The sequence below is a fragment of the Azonexus sp. GW821-FHT04F04 genome, from assembly GCF_059420025.1.
The window spans coordinates 197699-215413 of the sequence record NZ_JBWKSX010000002.1; the positions used below are offsets into that span (position 1 = coordinate 197699).

Annotated in this window: 13 protein-coding genes and 1 pseudogene; 6 read left to right on the top strand and 8 right to left on the bottom strand. The window is 59.0% G+C overall.

Annotated features, from left to right (window positions below; genetic code table 11):
• Window positions 1-194 precede the first annotated feature (194 nt).
• Complete coding sequence (locus AC07TV_RS06310; RefSeq protein ID WP_494647554.1) at window positions 195-743, top strand: glutathione peroxidase; 549 nt, start codon at window positions 195-197, stop codon at window positions 741-743.
• A 32-nt stretch (window positions 744-775) separates the two neighbouring features.
• Window positions 776-1798 carry a methyltransferase gene (locus AC07TV_RS06315; RefSeq protein WP_494647555.1) on the top strand — a complete coding sequence of 341 codons (1023 nt, stop codon included), beginning with the start codon at window positions 776-778 and terminating at the stop codon, window positions 1796-1798.
• A 145-nt stretch (window positions 1799-1943) separates the two neighbouring features.
• Here the strand turns inward: AC07TV_RS06315 and AC07TV_RS06320 are convergent, their stop codons facing one another.
• Window positions 1944-2543 (bottom strand): PEP-CTERM sorting domain-containing protein, encoded by a 600-nt coding sequence (locus tag AC07TV_RS06320; protein WP_494647556.1) that lies wholly within the window; start codon window positions 2541-2543, stop codon window positions 1944-1946.
• A gap of 205 nt (window positions 2544-2748) precedes the next feature.
• Window positions 2749-4032: a Glu/Leu/Phe/Val family dehydrogenase gene (locus tag AC07TV_RS06325; protein WP_494647557.1), complete on the bottom strand. Its 1284-nt coding sequence runs from the start codon at window positions 4030-4032 to the stop codon at window positions 2749-2751.
• 117 nt (window positions 4033-4149) lie between these two features.
• Between AC07TV_RS06325 and AC07TV_RS06330 the strand changes: the two genes are divergently transcribed.
• A complete protein-coding gene (locus tag AC07TV_RS06330; protein WP_494647558.1) occupies window positions 4150-5283 on the top strand; it encodes a pyridoxal-phosphate-dependent aminotransferase family protein in 1134 nt (377 codons plus the stop codon).
• A gap of 26 nt (window positions 5284-5309) precedes the next feature.
• Here AC07TV_RS06330 and AC07TV_RS06335 read toward each other — a convergent pair whose 3' ends face one another.
• The 3 genes and pseudogenes from AC07TV_RS06335 to AC07TV_RS06345 all read right to left on the bottom strand — a co-directional run bounded on the left by AC07TV_RS06335 (window position 5310) and on the right by AC07TV_RS06345 (window position 9799).
• A complete protein-coding gene (locus AC07TV_RS06335; RefSeq protein ID WP_494647753.1) occupies window positions 5310-5723 on the bottom strand; it encodes a CZB domain-containing protein in 414 nt (137 codons plus the stop codon).
• Between the two features lie 9 nt (window positions 5724-5732).
• Window positions 5733-6407 (bottom strand): annotated as a pseudogene (locus tag AC07TV_RS06340) (methyl-accepting chemotaxis protein); the annotation flags it as partial.
• A 53-nt stretch (window positions 6408-6460) separates the two neighbouring features.
• Entirely contained in the window at window positions 6461-9799 is a 3339-nt protein-coding gene (locus AC07TV_RS06345) for a response regulator (RefSeq protein WP_494647559.1), read from the bottom strand.
• A 316-nt stretch (window positions 9800-10115) separates the two neighbouring features.
• On the opposite strand from AC07TV_RS06345, the gene AC07TV_RS06350 reads away from it, so the two are divergent.
• Complete coding sequence (locus tag AC07TV_RS06350; protein ID WP_494647560.1) at window positions 10116-12560, top strand: sensor histidine kinase; 2445 nt, start codon at window positions 10116-10118, stop codon at window positions 12558-12560.
• Window positions 12533-13192 (top strand): response regulator, encoded by a 660-nt coding sequence (locus AC07TV_RS06355; protein WP_494647561.1) that lies wholly within the window; start codon window positions 12533-12535, stop codon window positions 13190-13192. Before AC07TV_RS06350 ends, AC07TV_RS06355 begins: the two co-directional genes overlap by 28 nt.
• A 19-nt stretch (window positions 13193-13211) precedes the next feature.
• Here AC07TV_RS06355 and AC07TV_RS06360 read toward each other — a convergent pair whose 3' ends face one another.
• Complete coding sequence (locus AC07TV_RS06360) at window positions 13212-14018, bottom strand: DUF1684 domain-containing protein (protein ID WP_494647562.1); 807 nt, start codon at window positions 14016-14018, stop codon at window positions 13212-13214.
• 87 nt (window positions 14019-14105) lie between these two features.
• On the opposite strand from AC07TV_RS06360, the gene AC07TV_RS06365 reads away from it, so the two are divergent.
• Window positions 14106-14405, top strand: coding sequence for a DUF2502 domain-containing protein (locus AC07TV_RS06365; protein WP_494647563.1), 300 nt, complete (start codon window positions 14106-14108; stop codon window positions 14403-14405).
• 22 nt (window positions 14406-14427) lie between these two features.
• Here AC07TV_RS06365 and AC07TV_RS06370 read toward each other — a convergent pair whose 3' ends face one another.
• Together AC07TV_RS06370 and clpB are read right to left on the bottom strand one after the other, a co-directional pair.
• A complete protein-coding gene (locus AC07TV_RS06370; RefSeq protein WP_494647564.1) occupies window positions 14428-15030 on the bottom strand; it encodes a hypothetical protein in 603 nt (200 codons plus the stop codon).
• A 52-nt stretch (window positions 15031-15082) separates the two neighbouring features.
• Window positions 15083-17668, bottom strand: a complete 2586-nt coding sequence (gene clpB, locus AC07TV_RS06375; RefSeq protein WP_494647565.1) for an ATP-dependent chaperone ClpB — start codon at window positions 17666-17668, stop codon at window positions 15083-15085.
• Window positions 17669-17715: the final 47 nt, after the last annotated feature.

Sequence of the window (17715 nt, forward strand, 5' to 3'; positions counted from 1 at the left end):
ATTGATCCCTAATCTACGAACAAGACCGGGCAAACGCCATACAGCGACGCGAGGATTCACAGTACCAGCCACTTGGTATATTTCGCAGCCGTGGCATGCGCCGCAGACACCCCATCGCCCGATCAGTGCGTAAAATGGCAGCCGCCGCCGGCCTCCACGACGCTGGCCATTGCCACCCGACAAGAGAGCCCGCCATGAACGCATCCCTCCATGACATTCCCCTGAACAGCCTTGATGGACGCGCCCTGACGCTGGGCGAATTCAAGGGGCAAGTCCTGTTGATCGTCAATGTTGCCTCGAAATGCGGGCTGACACCGCAGTACGCCGGGCTTGAAAGCCTGTTCAAGCAGTACCGCGGACGCGGCCTGCAGGTGCTTGGCTTTCCCTGCAACGACTTTGCGGCGCAGGAGCCGGGTTCTGCCGATGAAATCCAGAACTTTTGCACGACCAACTACGGCGTTGAATTCCCGATGTTCGAGAAGCTGAACATCAACAGCGAACCCCGGCACCCGCTCTATGCCAGGCTGATCGGCGCGCTGCCCGAAGCGGTCTTCCCGGCCGGCAGCGATTTCCGCGAAAAGCTGGCTGGTTACGGCTGTTCGCCCAAGCAGACGGGCGACCTGCTGTGGAACTTCGAGAAATTCCTGATCGGGCGCGATGGCCGGGTTGTTCAGCGTTTTTCTCCGGACATGACGCCCGACGACCCGACGCTGGTCGCCGCGATTGAAGCAGCGCTCGGCTAAGCTCCACCCTGCAATCCAAAACAAGTAAATCGATGCCCCGTACACGCAAACCGGATGTCTGCCAGCCGACCGGCTCGGCCGAACTCGCCATGCTCGACGTTTACATGCCGATGATGAAGTCGTCGGCGATCATTTCAGCCGGCCGGCTGGGCCTTTTCGAGGCGCTGGTCGATGGCCCGCTGACGGTGGAGGAACTCGCCGCGAAGATCGATTCGAGCCTGCGCGGTACGGCAACGCTGGTCGATTTCCTGGTTGCCATCGGCTATCTGGAAAAGGAAGACGACGCCTTTGCCAACACGGCAAGCACACAGCGCTGGTTCACCAGTGCCGGCCAGGTCGATTACACCCCCGGCCTGCTGTGGACCCACGAAGCGTGGGCGATGATGGGCAGCCTGGCCGAAACGGTGCGCAAGGGCGAACCGGAGCAGACGCTGTGGGAGGCGATGATCGAAAAGCCGCATCTCGGCCCGCTCTTCTCGTCCTACATGGGTGCCTTTGCCGCCGACCTTGGCCCGGATCTGATCACCCATGTGCCGGTGCTGCCGGGCTATCGCCGCCTGCTCGACCTCGGCGGTTCGCACGGCCTGCACTCAATCCGTTTCTGCCAGCACTACCCGCAGCTTGCAGCTGTCATCGTCGACATGCCGAGCGCCCTGACCGAAACCGGGCCGGAAATCGAGAAGGCCGGGCTAAGCCAGCGCATCAGCCTGAGCCCGGGCACCTTGCAGGAGCACGACTGGGGTGGCGCCAACGATCTGGTCTTCTATCTGTCGGTCGCCCACAACCATTCGGCCGAGGAGAATCGCCTGGCCATCCGGCAGATTGGCGACTCGATGAATCCCGGCGGCCTGCTGGTCATTCACGAATACCTGGCCGAAACCTCGCTCGACGCATTGAATGCAGCCTTCCGCCTGACCCTGCTGCTGGAAACCGGGACCCAGACGCACCGTCACGAAGACTATTGCGACTGGCTGACGGCTGCCGGATTTTCAGCGATCGAACGGATCGACCTCGAACCACGCGAAAAAGGCTCGCTGATACTGGCCCGGCGCTGAATTCCGATTTTGGCCTATTTTTCCGGTTGACCGTAGCAAGCCTGCTTGGCCGTTGCCTCCCTGGCGGCGGCACAAAATAAAAATGCCATTCAGCCCGCGCTGAATGGCATTCGGGCCGCAGCCCTTTGCGGCGAATTCGGGTCGATCAGGCGCGACGGCGGCGAGCCGTTACAGCCAGGATACCGAGGCCAGCCAGCAGCATGGCCGCGCTACCTGGTTCCGGAATGGCCGTTACCGAGATGTTGTCGAGAGATCCGCCGAGCCCATCCGAAGTGCCAATGGCAGCGAATTTCAGGACGCCGAAGCCGCTTGCATCGGCTTGTACGTCATAGACGAGATCAAGCCAGCTCGGGCCACTGCCACCGTTGGCGGTGATGGAGCCCAGCGACTGGTCGTTCCAGAAGATCTGAATGCCGTTGCTTTTGGCCGCGACACCGGCACGGGGGGCGTAGGAGAAGGCCAGTTCCAGCGACTGGAAAGCATTGGTTTGAATGGTCTGGGAAATCCAGCCATTGCCGGTGGTATCGAGTTCGGCAAAACGGACACCATCTGCGGCCGTACCAGCTACGGCGTTACGAATTTCGACACCATTGGCGCCGGTCGTCCAGCCGTAACCAGAGTTGAAGATGCTCCAATGACCCGGCGTAACGGTGGTGTAATCCTCGAAGCTGCCATTGACGACGAGGTTGGCCTGGGCGATGGCGGGAGCGCTCAGCAGGGCAGCGATAACGAGCAGTTTTTTCATGGGAAGATTCCTTGTTGGTCAGTTCGGCGCCACGCCAATGGGCGGCATATGCGCGAACAATATCCCGGCGCCGCCAGTTCCCCTGTGAAATAACCCACGAAATGCCTCATGGCGCGGACTTTCGCACCATTCTGCCGCGCGGCCGGCCGCTTATACCGACTTCAAATTTGGCCGTTTTTCCCGGTTGACCGTAGCAATCGTCAAATTACGGATACAGACCGCGCGTCGCCCGCGCCTCGAGCACCCGGCTGCAGCCGATCACGAAAGCGGCAGAGCGGAGCGGCATTTTGCGGTCGGCAGCCATCTGCCAGATGGCGTTGAAGGCCTCAGCCATGATCCGGTCGAGGCGGCCGTAAATTTCATCTTCGGTCCAGAAAAAGCTCGAGAAATCCTGCACCCACTCGAAATAGCTGACGGTGACGCCGCCGGCATTGGCCAGCACGTCGGGCACAACGGTAATGCCACGCCCGGCGAGGATGGCATCGGCCTCCGGCGTCGTCGGGCCATTGGCGCCTTCGACGACGATGCGGGCGGTGATGCGCTCAGCGTTGTAGCGGTTGATCTGCGATTCGAGTGCGGCCGGGACGAGAAACTCGCAGGGCACGGCCCAGAAATCATCATTGCTGATCGTCGTTGTGCCCGGCGCGCCGGTCAGGGTCTTGTGCTCGCTCAGATAGTGTTTGAGGGTGACCACATCGAGTCCGGCTTCGTTGATAACGGTGCCGCTGACGTCCTGAATGGCCACCACTTTTGCGCCGTGTTGGGAAAAAATTCGCGCACTCGCCTCGCCGACATTGCCAAAGCCCTGGACGGCGACCCGCGCGCCTTCAATCGGCACGTTGAGGCGCCGCCCCGCCTCGCGGGCACTGACGAAAACACCGCGCCCGGTCGCATCCTGCCGGCCGAGTGAACCGCCGAGCGAGACCGGTTTGCCGGTGACGACACCGGTCACCGTGCGCCCTTCGCCCATCGAGTAGGTGTCCATCATCCAGGCCATGACCTGGGCGTTGGTATTCATGTCCGGGGCCGGAATATCCTTGTCGGGGCCGATCATCGAGCTGATTTCGCTGGTGTAGCGACGGGTCAGCCCTTCCAGTTCGGTCAGGGAAAGTTGCCGCGGATCGACCCGCACGCCGCCCTTGGCGCCGCCGAAGGGCACGTTGACGACCGCGTTCTTGATGGTCATCCAGCCGGCCAACGCCATCACCTCGGAAAGCGTCACGTCCTGGTGAAAACGGATGCCGCCCTTGCCCGGGCCACGCGAGGTGTTGTGATGCACGCGATAGCCTTCGAAATGCTCGACCACACCGCTGTCCAGGCGGATCGGCACATCAACGATGAGTGAGCGTTTCGGCCGGCGCAAGGTCTCCACCCACGGCCACAGCGACTTGTCGAGCAAAGGCGCGACCTGTTCGACTTGCTGCAGGAAGATATGCCAGGGACCAATGTTCTCTTTGGAAAGGTAGGAAGGCAGTTGGGGCGTGCTCACATCGATTCCTTTCAGGCTGAATTTCCACCAGTGTCGCCCAACGAGGCCACTCTGACTAGCGCGCCGTCACAGCTTGGCGGTATGCTCCGGGGAATAACGATCAACAGGAGAGACGCTGTGCCCGCATTGCTGCCCCAACCCGATCCCGATGGCCTGCTCGAATATTCGGTGGTGTACACCGACCGCGCCCTGAACCACATGTCGCAGCGCTTTCAGGGCGTCATGAAGGACATCTCGCGCCTGATCAAGAAGGCCTACAACGCCAAGGCTGCCATCATCGTGCCCGGCAGCGGCACCTTCGGCATGGAAGCCGTCGCCCGCCAGTTCGCCACCCATCGCAAGGTGCTGGTCATCCGCAACGGCTGGTTCAGCTTCCGCTGGACGCAGATTTTCGACATGGGCAAGATTCCGGCCGAAAGCATCGTCCTCAAAGCCCGGCAAGTCGGCAGCGGCTCGCAGGCGCCGTTTGCACCGCCCCCGATCGACGAAGTCGTCGCCGCCATTCGCCAGCACCGGCCGGAAGTCGTTTTTGCACCGCACGTCGAGACCTCGTCTGGAATGATCCTGCCCGACGACTATATCCGGGCCGTCGGCGATGCCGTGCGTGCCGTCGATGGCTATTTCGTCCTCGACTGCATCGCCTCCGGCACGGTCTGGGTGGACATGGTCGCCAACAATGTCGACATCCTGATCAGCGCCCCGCAGAAAGGCTGGAGCGCCTCGCCCTGTTGCGCCATGGTCGCCCTCGGCGAGCGTGCCCGTGCCCATATCGACGCGACGAGCAGCACAAGCTTCGCTTGCGATCTCAAGAAATGGCTGCAGATAATGGAAGCCTTCGAAAACGGCGGCCATGCCTACCACGCGACGATGCCGACCGATGCCCTGGCCACCCTGCGCGACGTCATGCTCGAAACCGAAGCCTATGGCTTCGAGAAGGTCTGCCAGGAACAGGTTGAACTCGGCCGCCGCATCCGCGAACTGATGGTGGCCAACGGCTTCCCCAGCGTGGCTGCGGAAGGTTTCCAGGCGCCCGGCGTGGTGGTCAGCTACACCACCGACCCGGATATCCACAGCGGCAAGAAATTTGTCGCCCAAGGCCTTCAAACTGCCGCCGGCGTGCCCTTGCAATGCGACGAACCGGCCGATTTCCGCACCTTCCGCATCGGCCTGTTCGGTCTGGAAAAACTGCACAATCCGGCGCAGACGGTTGAAAACTTCGCCACAGCGCTGGCCGCAGCAACCCGGGGCTAAAACCTCGGGCATTCGATCAACCAGGCTTACAAAACGGTAACCGAGTTCGCCATGCGCTCGAGGTTGTCGATAACGCCCACGCTGCCCTGCTCCATCGCCTGTACATGCTTGAGCATGGCCTCGATATCACCCGAGGCCATGGCCTGCAGGGCCGCCTTGCCGTTGTTATGCACAACGATGTGCGGCGCTTCCATTTCCCGATAACCGGGTAGCTGGCTGAACAGATTTCGCCCTTCGCCTTCGTAGTACCACTTGCCAAGCCGGCATCCGGTATGCAACGCGACGCTATCGGCCTGCAACGGTTCCAGGCCAAACAGGGCCATGTAAATACGGAATTTGAAGACCAGGTGATCAACCTTGGCGACTTCGACAAAACTGCTCAGTGAGCTGGCCGCTATGACCTTCTCCATTTTCTGCGACATATCCATCAGGCGGCGCATGTCTTCGGTCGACTTGCCCCCACGCTGGCTGAAGTCGTCGGCCGATGATGACAGTACCTCCATGGCCTCCTTGGCCATCGTCGAATTGCGACGGATGTCGCTGACTAGGTCGCCGATATCCTTCGTGGCCTTTGAGGTGCGCTCGGCCAGCTTACGCACTTCGTCGGCGACCACCGCGAAACCGCGCCCCGATTCACCGGCACGGGCGGCCTCGATGGCTGCATTGAGGGCGAGAAGATTCGTCTGGTCGGCAATTTCGCGAATCAACTGAACTATCGAACCGATCTTGTCGGCCTGCAGGGCAAGCGATTCAACCTCATGTGCAGTCTTCGCCGAGTCTTCCGCCAACTGGTGCAGGTTGGAAGCAATCTCCGTCGTCGCCTGACCGCTCAGCAAAGCCACTTCGGCAGCTTCAACTGCCTGCATTTTTTCATCGTGCAAAACATTGGCCATCGCCCCCAGGCTGCTTTGCGAACCGGCCAAAGTCGCGCCGAAGCTCGACAGGCTGCGCACAACGTTTTTCAGCGTCTCGCACTCCCGGTCCTTTTCCAATGCCGCATTCTGCTGGTCGACCACGGCCCGCTTTGCCGTTTCAAGCTCCTGCATCAGGCGCTGCTCACGCTGTTGCAATGCTTCATACGCCTGCCGCAAGGCATGCAATTCGTTTTTTCCACCCCAGAACATCAGTCATCCTTTGTATTTATAGTGTGTTCCCCAAAGCGCCCTGCCGGGCTTCCTCACTCCCGGATCAACATTTCTTCACCCGCGAGGGGGCGAATCATCGCATCTTTTTGCAACCATTCGAGAAGAACGGAATAGAGCATTTCAGGCACAACCGGCTTCGGCAAGAAATCATTCATGCCAACCGAATAACACAGATCACGATCATCATTGAAGGCATTGGCAGTCATTGCCACAACAGGCAAAGACCCGGCACCCCGAATGCTACGGATATGCCGTGTTGTTTCCAGGCCGCCCATCTTCGGCATCTGGAGATCCATCAGGACAAGGTGATAATGGTGGCTTTCCAGTTTCGCCAGCGCTTCAATCCCGTTGCTGGCGATATCGACTGTCATCCCGACCTCCTCGAGCATATCTTGGGCAACCAGCTGATTGATGGGTTCATCCTCAACCAGCAGGATTCGGCTACCCGTATGCAATCTGCGCAGTTTTGCTTCGTCCGACTCTGCCATGACCTGAGCCATGGGAGCTCCCCCCACAGGAGTAAAATGCTTCAGCAGACAAGCATGCAAGGCCATGGTGGACACCGGTTTGCTCAACACCTGAACAAATCCGCAACGACGTGCTTCGCCCCACAGACTCCCTTCACAAGCCCCTGTAACCAAAAAACTGACGGGTTTCCGTGAGACGTGCAGGGAGCGCACCCTGGCCAAGGTATCCAACCCGTCGAGCCCAGGCATGTACATATCCGTAAGCAGAATGTCATAGGGATCGCCTTCGCTATCAGCCGCGGCGACGGCGTCAATGGCCTGTTCACCCGAGGCAACACCCTCTGCACGCAGCCCGATCATGCGTAACTGCTGCTGAAGCACCATCCGGGTCATCTCGACATCCTCGACAACAAGCGCGCGCAGACCACCCAGCTGAACCGCTTGTGAATTCGGGACCGCCGTATCCCCAGCCTTGCCCAGCCGGGCTGTCAGCCAAAAAGTGCTACCTGTACCCGGGGTGCTGCGGGCACCAACCTCTCCGCCCATCAGTCGGGCAATATTGCGACTGATCGCGAGCCCCAAACCGGTGCCGCCATATTGGCGAGTTATCGAATCGTCAGCCTGCTGGAAAGGTTGAAAAAGCGTGGATAGACGCTGTGGCTCGATACCGATGCCGCTATCCTCCACCTCGAATCTGACAAGCAGCGCCTCCTCACCTTCCGCCTGGATCTTTACCCGGACCACAATGGCGCCTTGCGCCGTAAATTTAACAGCGTTCCCCACATAGTTAAGCAATGCCTGCCCGAGGCGGGTCGCATCGCCGGTAACTTGATGCGGCACGCTGCCGACGTCAACCAGCAACTCCAGTGATTTGGCGCGCGCCTTTTCGCTAACCAGGGAGCAAACGTGAGTCAGCATTTCTTCCAGATCGAAGGGCTTGTTTTCGAGCACCAGTTTGCCGGCATCGATCTTGGAGATATCAAGAATGTCGTTGATGACTGACAGCAAGTGATCGGCCGCGCCGACAATCTTGCCCAGCTTGTCGTCCTGCTCCTCAGTCGGATTTCGGCGACGCAACAGGTGCGTCAAGCCAACGATCGCATTGAGCGGTGTCCGTATTTCGTGGCTCATGTTGGCCAGAAACGTACTCTTTGCCCGCCCGGCAGCTTCGGCCTCATCCTTGGCCCGGCTCAACTCCTCGGTTCTTTCGACAACCAGTTCTTCCAGATGGTGCCGATGCCGATCCAGTTCCTCGGCAATACGTTTCTTCTCGGTAATATCTTCCTTGATGCACAGGTAATGCGTCACCGTGCCATCGGACTGGCGGATCGGCGAAATGAATTCGTGCTCGACGAACAGTTCGCCATCCTTGCGCCGATTGATGAAATCCCCCTGCCAGAACCCCCCCTGGCGCAACGTTCTCCAGAGATCTTCGTAGGTGTCATCAGGCGTCTGGCCGGATTGCAGTATCTTCGGGTTTCGGCCTTTGACCTCGGGCAGCGTGTAGCCGGTCATTCGCTCGAATGCGGCGTTGACGTACTCGATTTCAGGAATCGTATTGGTGATCAGGATGCTGTTGGGGTTCTGTTCGACCGCCAGTCTCAGCTTGCGGATCAACTCGTCTTCACGAAAGCGCTCGATGGCGAGCCCGGAAATGCGTGTCGCCATCCCGATGACGAGCTGATGATACGCTGATGGCATAGCTGGTTGGCAGCCATACAACGCAATAAGTCCGAGCAGTTCTCCACTGCTCGACAGAATCGGTGTTGACCATGCAGCCCGCAGACCAGCTTCTGCAGCAACATCCCGGTACTTTGCCCAGAGAGGATCGGCCTGAGTATCCTCGACCAATACCTGAGACTTTCGGGCTACCGCCGTACCGCAGGAGGCCACGCCTTCGCCTAGCGGCAAACCTTCCAGTACAGACCTGAATACATCCGGCATCGAGGGGGCGGCTTCGATTTGCAAGTGCTGGCCTTCACCCGCCAGCGTCATGATCGCCACTCGCATACCAACCGCCATCGACTCAAGCGTATCTACCAGTTGGGCGAACAACTTGGGCAAGGGCGTGTTATCGGCAACCATCTCGAGCAGGCGACCGTGCGCCAGAGCGATCGCCTCGGTACGCCGCCGCTCGCTGACATCAAGGGCAATCGCGAATACGCCAATGATCTTGCCATTCCCATCATGGATCGGACCGCGCGTGACGTGGAGGAGCACCTCGCCCACCCCACCGGCAAAAGACTCGTCCTGAGTCAGGCTGCAATTGGCAGCCACCACGGCACCGTCTGCTGCCTCAAGAATCGCCGCCTGGGTAGCGGTGAACAGTTCGCAATCCCGACGCCCCAGAATCTCCGCTTCGCTTTTCCCGAACAACAAACAAGCCGCTTCGTTCACAAACAGGTAGCGCCCTTGCACATCCTTGCCCAGCACAACATTTCTGGTGCCGCGGGATACAGCCTCGAACAGATTGAGTTGCCGCTCAACAGACAAATTTCCTGCCCTGAGTCGACACTCCGGCAGGCAGTCGCGAATGGCAGTAGAAAGCCGGGATAAATTACTGCGCAGAACAAAGTCTGAAATACCGAGCCGGAACAACTCAGCGGTCCGTTCCTCGCCTATGGGGCCTGAGACAAGCACGATGGGCAACAATGGGCGGCGCCGGCGGATGGTTGCCAGCATCGTTCGGAATTCGTCATCCGGCTGGCAAAAACAAGCCACCACGGCATCAAGAGGATCGCCGATGGTTGCGTCAAGCGCGACTGCCCCGGAAATCTGCCTGAGTCCGCCCAGTGGACTGGACAAGGAAAGAACCTCTTCCATCACACCGACATCGTTCGGTTTATCAACAAGCAAGAGCAATTGCAGGGACCTGGTCCCGCATGATTCACCAACCTGCGTCATTTTTTCCCCATGCCCACTACCTTTTCTAATTGCTCGAAGAGTCGAGCTTTTGCAGGTTTCGAGCTTTGCTGATTCTGCATCGCGAATACCAGGCCAGCCATCGGGGGGAGGTCGATGAATTATTACGAAATTCCTTATATATTTTGCGGTCCAATTTGAAGTTAGAGCACCGAGAGGATTCGGAGTTTGGGCACCTTAATTTCCTATCAGGTAAATCGTCACAACCAAAGGAACTTTGGCTGATTGATAGCCATAACCAAAGTCACATAATTGAGAGTTTGCCAAGGCACCCAAAATCAATAACGGAGACAGGTCAATGGTTGCCCCAACCAGCGACGACATAGCGTTCAAAGCATATGCAACAGCCTCGCATGGGGTAGTTGGCGTCGTGTTAACCTACGTCCTCGTTGCCGGCTTGTGGGTTGTACTGTCCGACTGGCTACTAGCCTTGGTGACCGGAAGTCCTTATGACTTTGCCTTTTGGAATATTACCAAGGGCCTGCTTTTTGTCGGCGTAACAGCAGCCTTGCTGTATGCAATGTTGATCCGCTTGCTCGAGCGACAGGCCACTCGCGACAAGACTTTCCACAGCCTTATCGAGCACGCCAAGGACAGCATTCTATTGTGCGACGCCGGGCTGAGAATTGTTTATGCCAACCCGGCAACACAGAAAATAACCGGTTACAGCGCGGATGAACTACTTGGGCGCCCCGTGAATGCGATTCTGTCGGACAAATATTCCGCCCTTCTCGGCGCCCATATTGCGGCACTGGCCTGGCATCCGTTCATCCGCCAGGAATGGGAAATCCAGCACAAGGAAGGCTGGTACATGCATATCGAGGTCACGACCCAGCGCCTGCCGGATGGCAGCTACCTGGCCATCGGGGCTGACCTGACCGAAACCCGCCGGGCACAAAAGAAAGCGGACGAGGAACGCCAGCGCCTGCGCGCCCTGATTCGGGCAATCCCCGACCCCGTGTGGTTAACGGATACGACAGGCGTATTCATCACTTGCAACCCCGCCTTTGAAAAGCTGTTCAAATCGCCGGCCGATCAATATCCGAATCCGCCAACAAGCAAAATGCAGCCAGCGGACGCCATCGAGGAATTCTTTAATACGAATCCAAAGGAGGTGGCCGAGACGGCAGTCGCTTTCAACCGTGCTCACCGGCATCCAGATGGCACCCTCTCCTATTTTGAAATTACCAAAAGCCCTGTATTCGACACCCTTGGAGAATTGATCGGCGTCGTCGGGCTTGCCCGTGATGTCACGTCTGCCCAACACAGCCAGGAAGAACTGGCAGCCAGTGAAAGACGGTTCCGCACCCTGTTCGACTCGGCCACCGAAATGATTTTCGTGACCGACCTGGAAGCGAATTTCCTGAACGCGAACAAATGTGCTTGCGACAAGCTTGGTTACACCCGTGACGAACTGCTGACCATGCGCGTCATGGATGTCCATAGCGATACAACTTTTGATGATTGCAAGCGGCTTTGGAACTCCGATGCGTTCAAGGCGGGCCAAGGTGTCAGTTGGCGTGATTATGCCCACAGGAATGATGGCACGACTTTCCCTGTCGAGATTCTGGTTAACCGCTTTGAGGTCGATAACCAGCTACTTTCAATGACGGTTGTACGCGACATTACCGAGCAAAAGCAGTCCGAAGACCTGCTCCGGGCCAGCGAGGAATTCAATCGCGCAGTACTTGATGCGTCGGCCACGCAGATGGCGGTGGTAGACAAATTAGGCAAGATTGTCGCGGTCAATGACGCGTGGATCCGGTTCACTCGTGAAAACACCGATGCGCCGAATGACGAACTCAAAACAGGTGTCGGCAGCAACTTCTTTGAGGTCTGCCGTCATTGCGGGCAACCTGATTCCGAGCAGGCGCAAGCCGCACTGGCCGGGGTTCAGGCAGTCCTCAACGGAGAATCGGTACGCTTTTCAATGGAGAGCGCCTGCATAACCCCGGAGCGCGAGTTGTGGTTCATGATGAACGCAACCCCCTTGAATCTGGGCGCCGGCGGTGCCGTCATTACCTATGTGGACATCAGCAGCGTCAAACAGGCGCAAAAGCTGCAAGCGCGATTTACCCGGCAATTGCAGGCGATGGCGAGAATGCACCAGGATATACAGGAGAAAGAGCGCCATCACCTCTCCATGGAACTGCATGATCAGATTGGTCAGGCTCTGGCCGCCCTCAAAATCTCGCTGGACAGCGCCTGGTTTGATATTGACGACCAACAGGCAATCCAGAAGAGATTGGCTTACGCGCGGGAAATTATCGATGGCATCGCGCAAACGACGAGAGATATTGCCCGCCGCCTGCGGCCGCCCCTGCTCGATCAACTGGGTGTTTGCTCGGCGCTGGCCTGGCACATCCGCAACCTGACGCTGCCTCCCAATGTTCACGTCCACTTCGAACAGGAAATCGGTGACCTGCGTTTTTCCGAAGCCGTTGAACTGGCTTGTTTCCGCATTGTTCAGGAGGGCATCACCAATGCGTTACGCCACGCCGAGGCGGCCGAGATCGTGGTGCGCATTCGCTGCACGCCGGACCACATCCACCTTTCTGTTCAGGATGACGGCAAGGGATTTGATGTGGATATTCGACTGGACGAAAGCGATGAACAGATCTCGCTGGGCCTGATAGGAATACGCGAACGTATTGCCAGTCTCGGCGGACATTTCGAGATTGACTCCCAACCAAATACAGGAACGAGGGTATCAGCATGCCTGCCAAGAATAGCCCGACTGTGAAGCCCATTCGTATCGTCCTGGCCGATGACCATCATCTGGTCCGCGCCGGACTCATGGCGCTGCTCAGCGACAATCCCGAATTCGACATCGTCGGCAACACCAGCCTGGGCGTTGAAGTAGTGGAGATCATCAACGAGACGCAACCCGATGTCGTGTTGCTCGACATTGCCATGCCGGGAATGACGGGTTTTCAGGTGCTGGCCAGCCTGCGCGAGCAAGGCTGCCGGACCAAGGTCATCATGCTCTCCATGCACGCCGACCAGGAGCACGTCAATTCAGCGATGAGCCTCGGCGCCGACGGCTATGTCGTCAAAAACTCGGCGCCGGAAGAACTCGTTCTCGCCATCAAGAAAGTCCTTTTGGGTGGCATCTGGCTACCCGCTTCGATCTCTCACCAGATGCTGGAAATCTATCTTGAGCATGTGCGCAAATCGAGCGACCTGACCGGCCGCCAAGCCACCGTGCTGAAAATGACCGTGGACGGAATGCGCACCAAGGAAATCGCCTTTGCCCTCGACATCAGCGTCAAAACGGTGGAAACCTATCGCACGCAGATGATGCAAAAGCTGGGCTTGCAGGATATCCCCAGCCTGGTTCGCTACGCCATCCGCAACGGGCTGGCCGAACTGTAATTGGCCGGGCTATCGCAACTCAGGCCGGCTTGACCCACTTTTTTTCGCCAGCGGTCACCGAAAACGGCAACCAGTTTTCCGGTGGTGGCAGCGGACAGGTGGCGAAGGGCGTGAAGGCGCAGGGCGGGTTATAGGCACAATTGAAATTCAGGCGAATTTTCCGGTTGACCGTGGAACCTACCGTTTCATCAATGATCGGCGGCGCCGACTTCAGAAAGCGACCGGCGCCGTAGCTTTCCTTGCCGCTCGTCCGATCCCTGAAAACAAAGAAAACCTCCTTGTCGCTGACGGACATCGGCAACAGCGTCACCGTCTGCCCGGCGACCTCAAAAACGGCCTGATGGCTAACCTCGACAATTTTCAAATCACCGCTGACATTCGGCACTTCCATCCGGACCGGCGGGGACAGTGCCTGCCACTCTGCCTCGATCTGCCAGGCCGGATCGAAGTCGAAATATTCCAGTCCGCTGAATGGCTGGTTCGCAGCCCAGTCGCGGTCGCGCAATCGGGCTGCCAGACGGTTCTCACGGTCAACCAGAAAAAATGACCAATTTTGAAAATCGACGACAGTCGACTGGCCGGCGATGTCGGTCTGCAGTTCGTGCGCCTCGCCATCCACCGGCTGCCAAATCACCTTTCCATCCTGCCAGAGCAAATCGCCGAGACACGCCGGCCCGCCGGGCAAAAGAACGACCGATCCGGCGCCGCTGCCGACGCTGTTCAGCCCCGCCTCAAGCCAGAACAGCCCGCGCATGCCCAGCCAGCTTTCCGGCCCGGCCAGTTCGGCATGGCGTCTGGCCTGCCAGTCGTTGAGGTCATCCCACATTTTTCAGATCCTTGTTATCCACACGTACGTCAATCCGTTATAAGGTTTGAAATGTTTCATCCACGCTTGTTGAAAGGAAAATAGCACATGAAAAAAAACATTCTGGCAGCGCTGATCGCCGCCGCACCGATTCTGGCCAGCGCCGTTGATATCAATGTCAATCTCGGCAGCGTCCGGGTCGATGCCCCTGGCGTCAGCGTCACCTTCGGCTCGCGCAACGACCGTGGCTACTACTGGGACGGCTACGACTGGCGCGAACCGGCCTACTGGAAGCAGCATGGCGGCCCGCGCGGCGAGCGTTATTACACCGGCCGCGGCAACAAAAACGGCCACCACAAGGATGGCGGCCACTGCCCACCGGGCCAGGCCAAGAAAGGCAACTGCTAAGACAATACCGGCCCGGGCCAAACTAGAGCCAAGCGTCAGTAGCAGCCGACAACTGGCCGAACCATTGCAGATCTTCAGCCAGCAATTCAGGCGAAGCATCGCGCAGCCCCCGGAAGGGCAAATCCAGGCCATGACGGCGCAATTCAGCCTGCAGGGCCAGCATGAAAACACCCGACTCGGCGCTCAGCTCACTCGGCGCCTGATGCACCGCGCAGCCGGGGCTGCGTGGGTTGCCGCCCAGCACGGCCAAGGGCTCGAAGCCCTGTTCGGACAAGGTCAGAATGCGCGCCACCACCGATGCCGCCAGCTCCGCGCAGGCTAGCCGACCGGCCGGCGTATCGAGCGCCTGACGGATGCTGGTACCGGGCGAACGCTGACGCTTGAAGCCAAGGGCGGCGATTTCCGGGCAGGGCATCTGCATGATGCCGATGCCGTTTTCGTGGCACAGGCGGAGGAATTCAAAGTTCATCGCCGGGCAGTTGGCCGCCCCCTGATCACGAACGTTCTGGTTCAGCACACAGTCGATTACCACGACGAATCGACCGCCTCGCACATCATGCGGCGGCCCGGGCGAATGCTCGGGTTTGAACACGGCAAGCAGGGATCGCAGCGACGGCAGGCTCATGGCCCGATCATGTCACTGAACGGGCCACGGGCACAATCGGCAGGTCCGCGATTCAATCCTTGACGAAACGAATCACACCACTCGCATCGCAACTGACACGGATCACATCCTTGGCGGCGAACTTGCCCTCGAGGATGGCCTTGGCCAGCGGATTCTCGATCTGCTGCTGAATCGCCCGCTTGAGTGGCCGGGCGCCAAACACCGGGTCGAAGCCGGCCTGCGCCAGTTCGGCCAGTGCACTGTCCTCGACGACAATGCCCATATCGAGCTGCGCCAGCCGCTTTTCGAGATAACCAAGCTGGATCTTGGCAATGCCGGCGATATGCTTCTCGTCGAGCGCATGGAAGACGACAACTTCGTCGATCCGGTTGATGAATTCCGGCCGGAAGTAGTTCTTGACCTCGGCCATCACCGCCATCTTGATCACGCCATAATCGTCGCCCGACATCTGCTGGATCATCTGGCTGCCGAGATTGGAAGTCATGACGATGACCGTGTTCTTGAAGTCGACGGTGCGCCCCTGACCATCGGTCATCCGGCCATCATCTAGCACCTGCAGCAGCACGTTGAAAACATCCGGATGCGCCTTCTCGACTTCATCGAGGAGGATCACCGAGTACGGCTTGCGGCGCACGGCTTCGGTCAGGTAACCGCCTTCTTCGTAACCGACATAACCCGGCGGCGCGCCGATCAGGCGGGCGACCGAATGCTTCTCCATGAACTCGCTCATGTCGATGCGGATCAGGTGATCCTCAGCATCGAACATAAACTCGGCCAGCGCCTTGCACAGCTCGGTCTTGCCAACGCCCGTCGGACCAAGGAAGAGGAAGGAACCATAGGGACGATTGGGATCGGACAGTCCGGCACGCGAACGACGAATCGCATCGCCAACCAGACGCACCGCCTCATCCTGCCCGACCACCCGCTTGTGCAGACGATCTTCCATGTGCAGGAGCTTTTCGCGTTCGCCCTGCATCATTTTGCTGACCGGAATGCCGGTGGCGCGCGACACTACCTCGGCAATTTCCTCGGCGCCGACCTGTGTACGCAGCAGCTTGTTTTTCTTTTGCTCGCCATCACCCGCCTTTTCGGCGCTCTTCAATTGCGCTTCGAGTTGCGGCAGCTTGCCGTATTGCAGCTCAGCGACCTTGTCGAGCTTGCCTTCGCGCTGCAGGCGAGTGACATCTGCCCGGAGCTTGTCGATTTCTTCCTTGATATGCGCCGAGCCCTGAACCTGAGCCTTCTCGGCCTTCCAGACCTCTTCGAGATCGGAATACTCCTTGGCCAGCTTGGCAATTTCCTCTTCGATCAGGCCGAAGCGCTTTTTCGATGCCTCGTCCTTCTCGCGCTTGACCGCCTCGCGCTCAATCTTGAGCTGGATGATGCGCCGGTCAAGCTTGTCCATGACTTCCGGCTTCGAGTCAATTTCCATCTTGATGCGCGCCGCCGCCTCGTCGATGAGGTCGATCGCCTTGTCCGGCAGGAAACGGTCGGTGATGTAGCGGTGCGACAACTCGGCCGCAGCGACGATGGCCGGGTCGGTGATATCGACGCCATGGTGCAGTTCGTACTTCTCCTGCAGACCGCGCAGGATGGCGATGGTGCTTTCCACCGAAGGCTCATCGACCAGCACTTTCTGGAAGCGGCGCTCCAGCGCAGCATCCTTTTCTATGTACTTGCGATATTCGTTGAGCGTCGTCGCGCCAATGCAGTGCAGTTCGCCACGGGCCAGCGCCGGTTTCAGCATGTTGCCGGCGTCGATGGCGCCCTCGGCCTTACCGGCCCCGACCATGGTGTGCAGCTCGTCGATGAACAGAATGATCCGACCCTCGTCCTGCGAAACCTCCTTGAGGACGGCTTTCAGACGCTCCTCGAATTCGCCGCGATACTTGGCGCCGGCGAGCAGGCCGGCCATGTCGAGGACCAGCACCTTCTTGCCCTTGAGCGTTTCCGGCACTTCACCGTTGATGATGCGCTGGGCCAGGCCTTCGACGATGGCCGTCTTGCCAACACCCGGCTCGCCGATCAGTACCGGATTGTTCTTGGTCCGGCGCTGCAGAATCTGGATTGCGCGACGGATTTCATCGTCGCGGCCGATCACCGGGTCGAGCTTGCCCTGCGCGGCGCGCTCGGTCAGGTCGATGCAGTATTTCTTGAGGGACTCGCGCTGGCCTTCGGCCTCCTGCGAATCGACGCCCTGCCCACCACGCACGGCCATGATCGCCGCCTCCAGCGCCTTGCGGCTCAGGCCGTGCTGCTTGGCCAGACGACCGGTTTCGTTCTTGTCCTCGCACACGGCGAGCAGGAACATTTCGCTGGCGATGAACTGGTCGCCGCGCTTCTGGGCTTCCTTGTCAGTCAGGTTGAGCAGATTGCCCAGGTCGCGGCCGACGGAAACGTCACCACCATGGCCCTCAACCTTGGGCAGGCGAGTCAGCGCCTGTTCCAGATCCTTGCGCAGACCCGCCACATTGGCCCCGGCCCGGCCGAGCAACGAGGTTGTGCCACCGTCATCCTGGTTAAGCAGGGCGAGCAGCAGGTGCTGCGGTTCGATGAACTGCTGGTCACCGCCAATGGCCAGACTCTGGGCATCAGACAGTGCTTGCTGGAACTTGGTCGTGAATTTATCGAGGCGCATCTTGATTCTCCTGTTACAGATATTCCAATACCAAGCAGATAAGGACT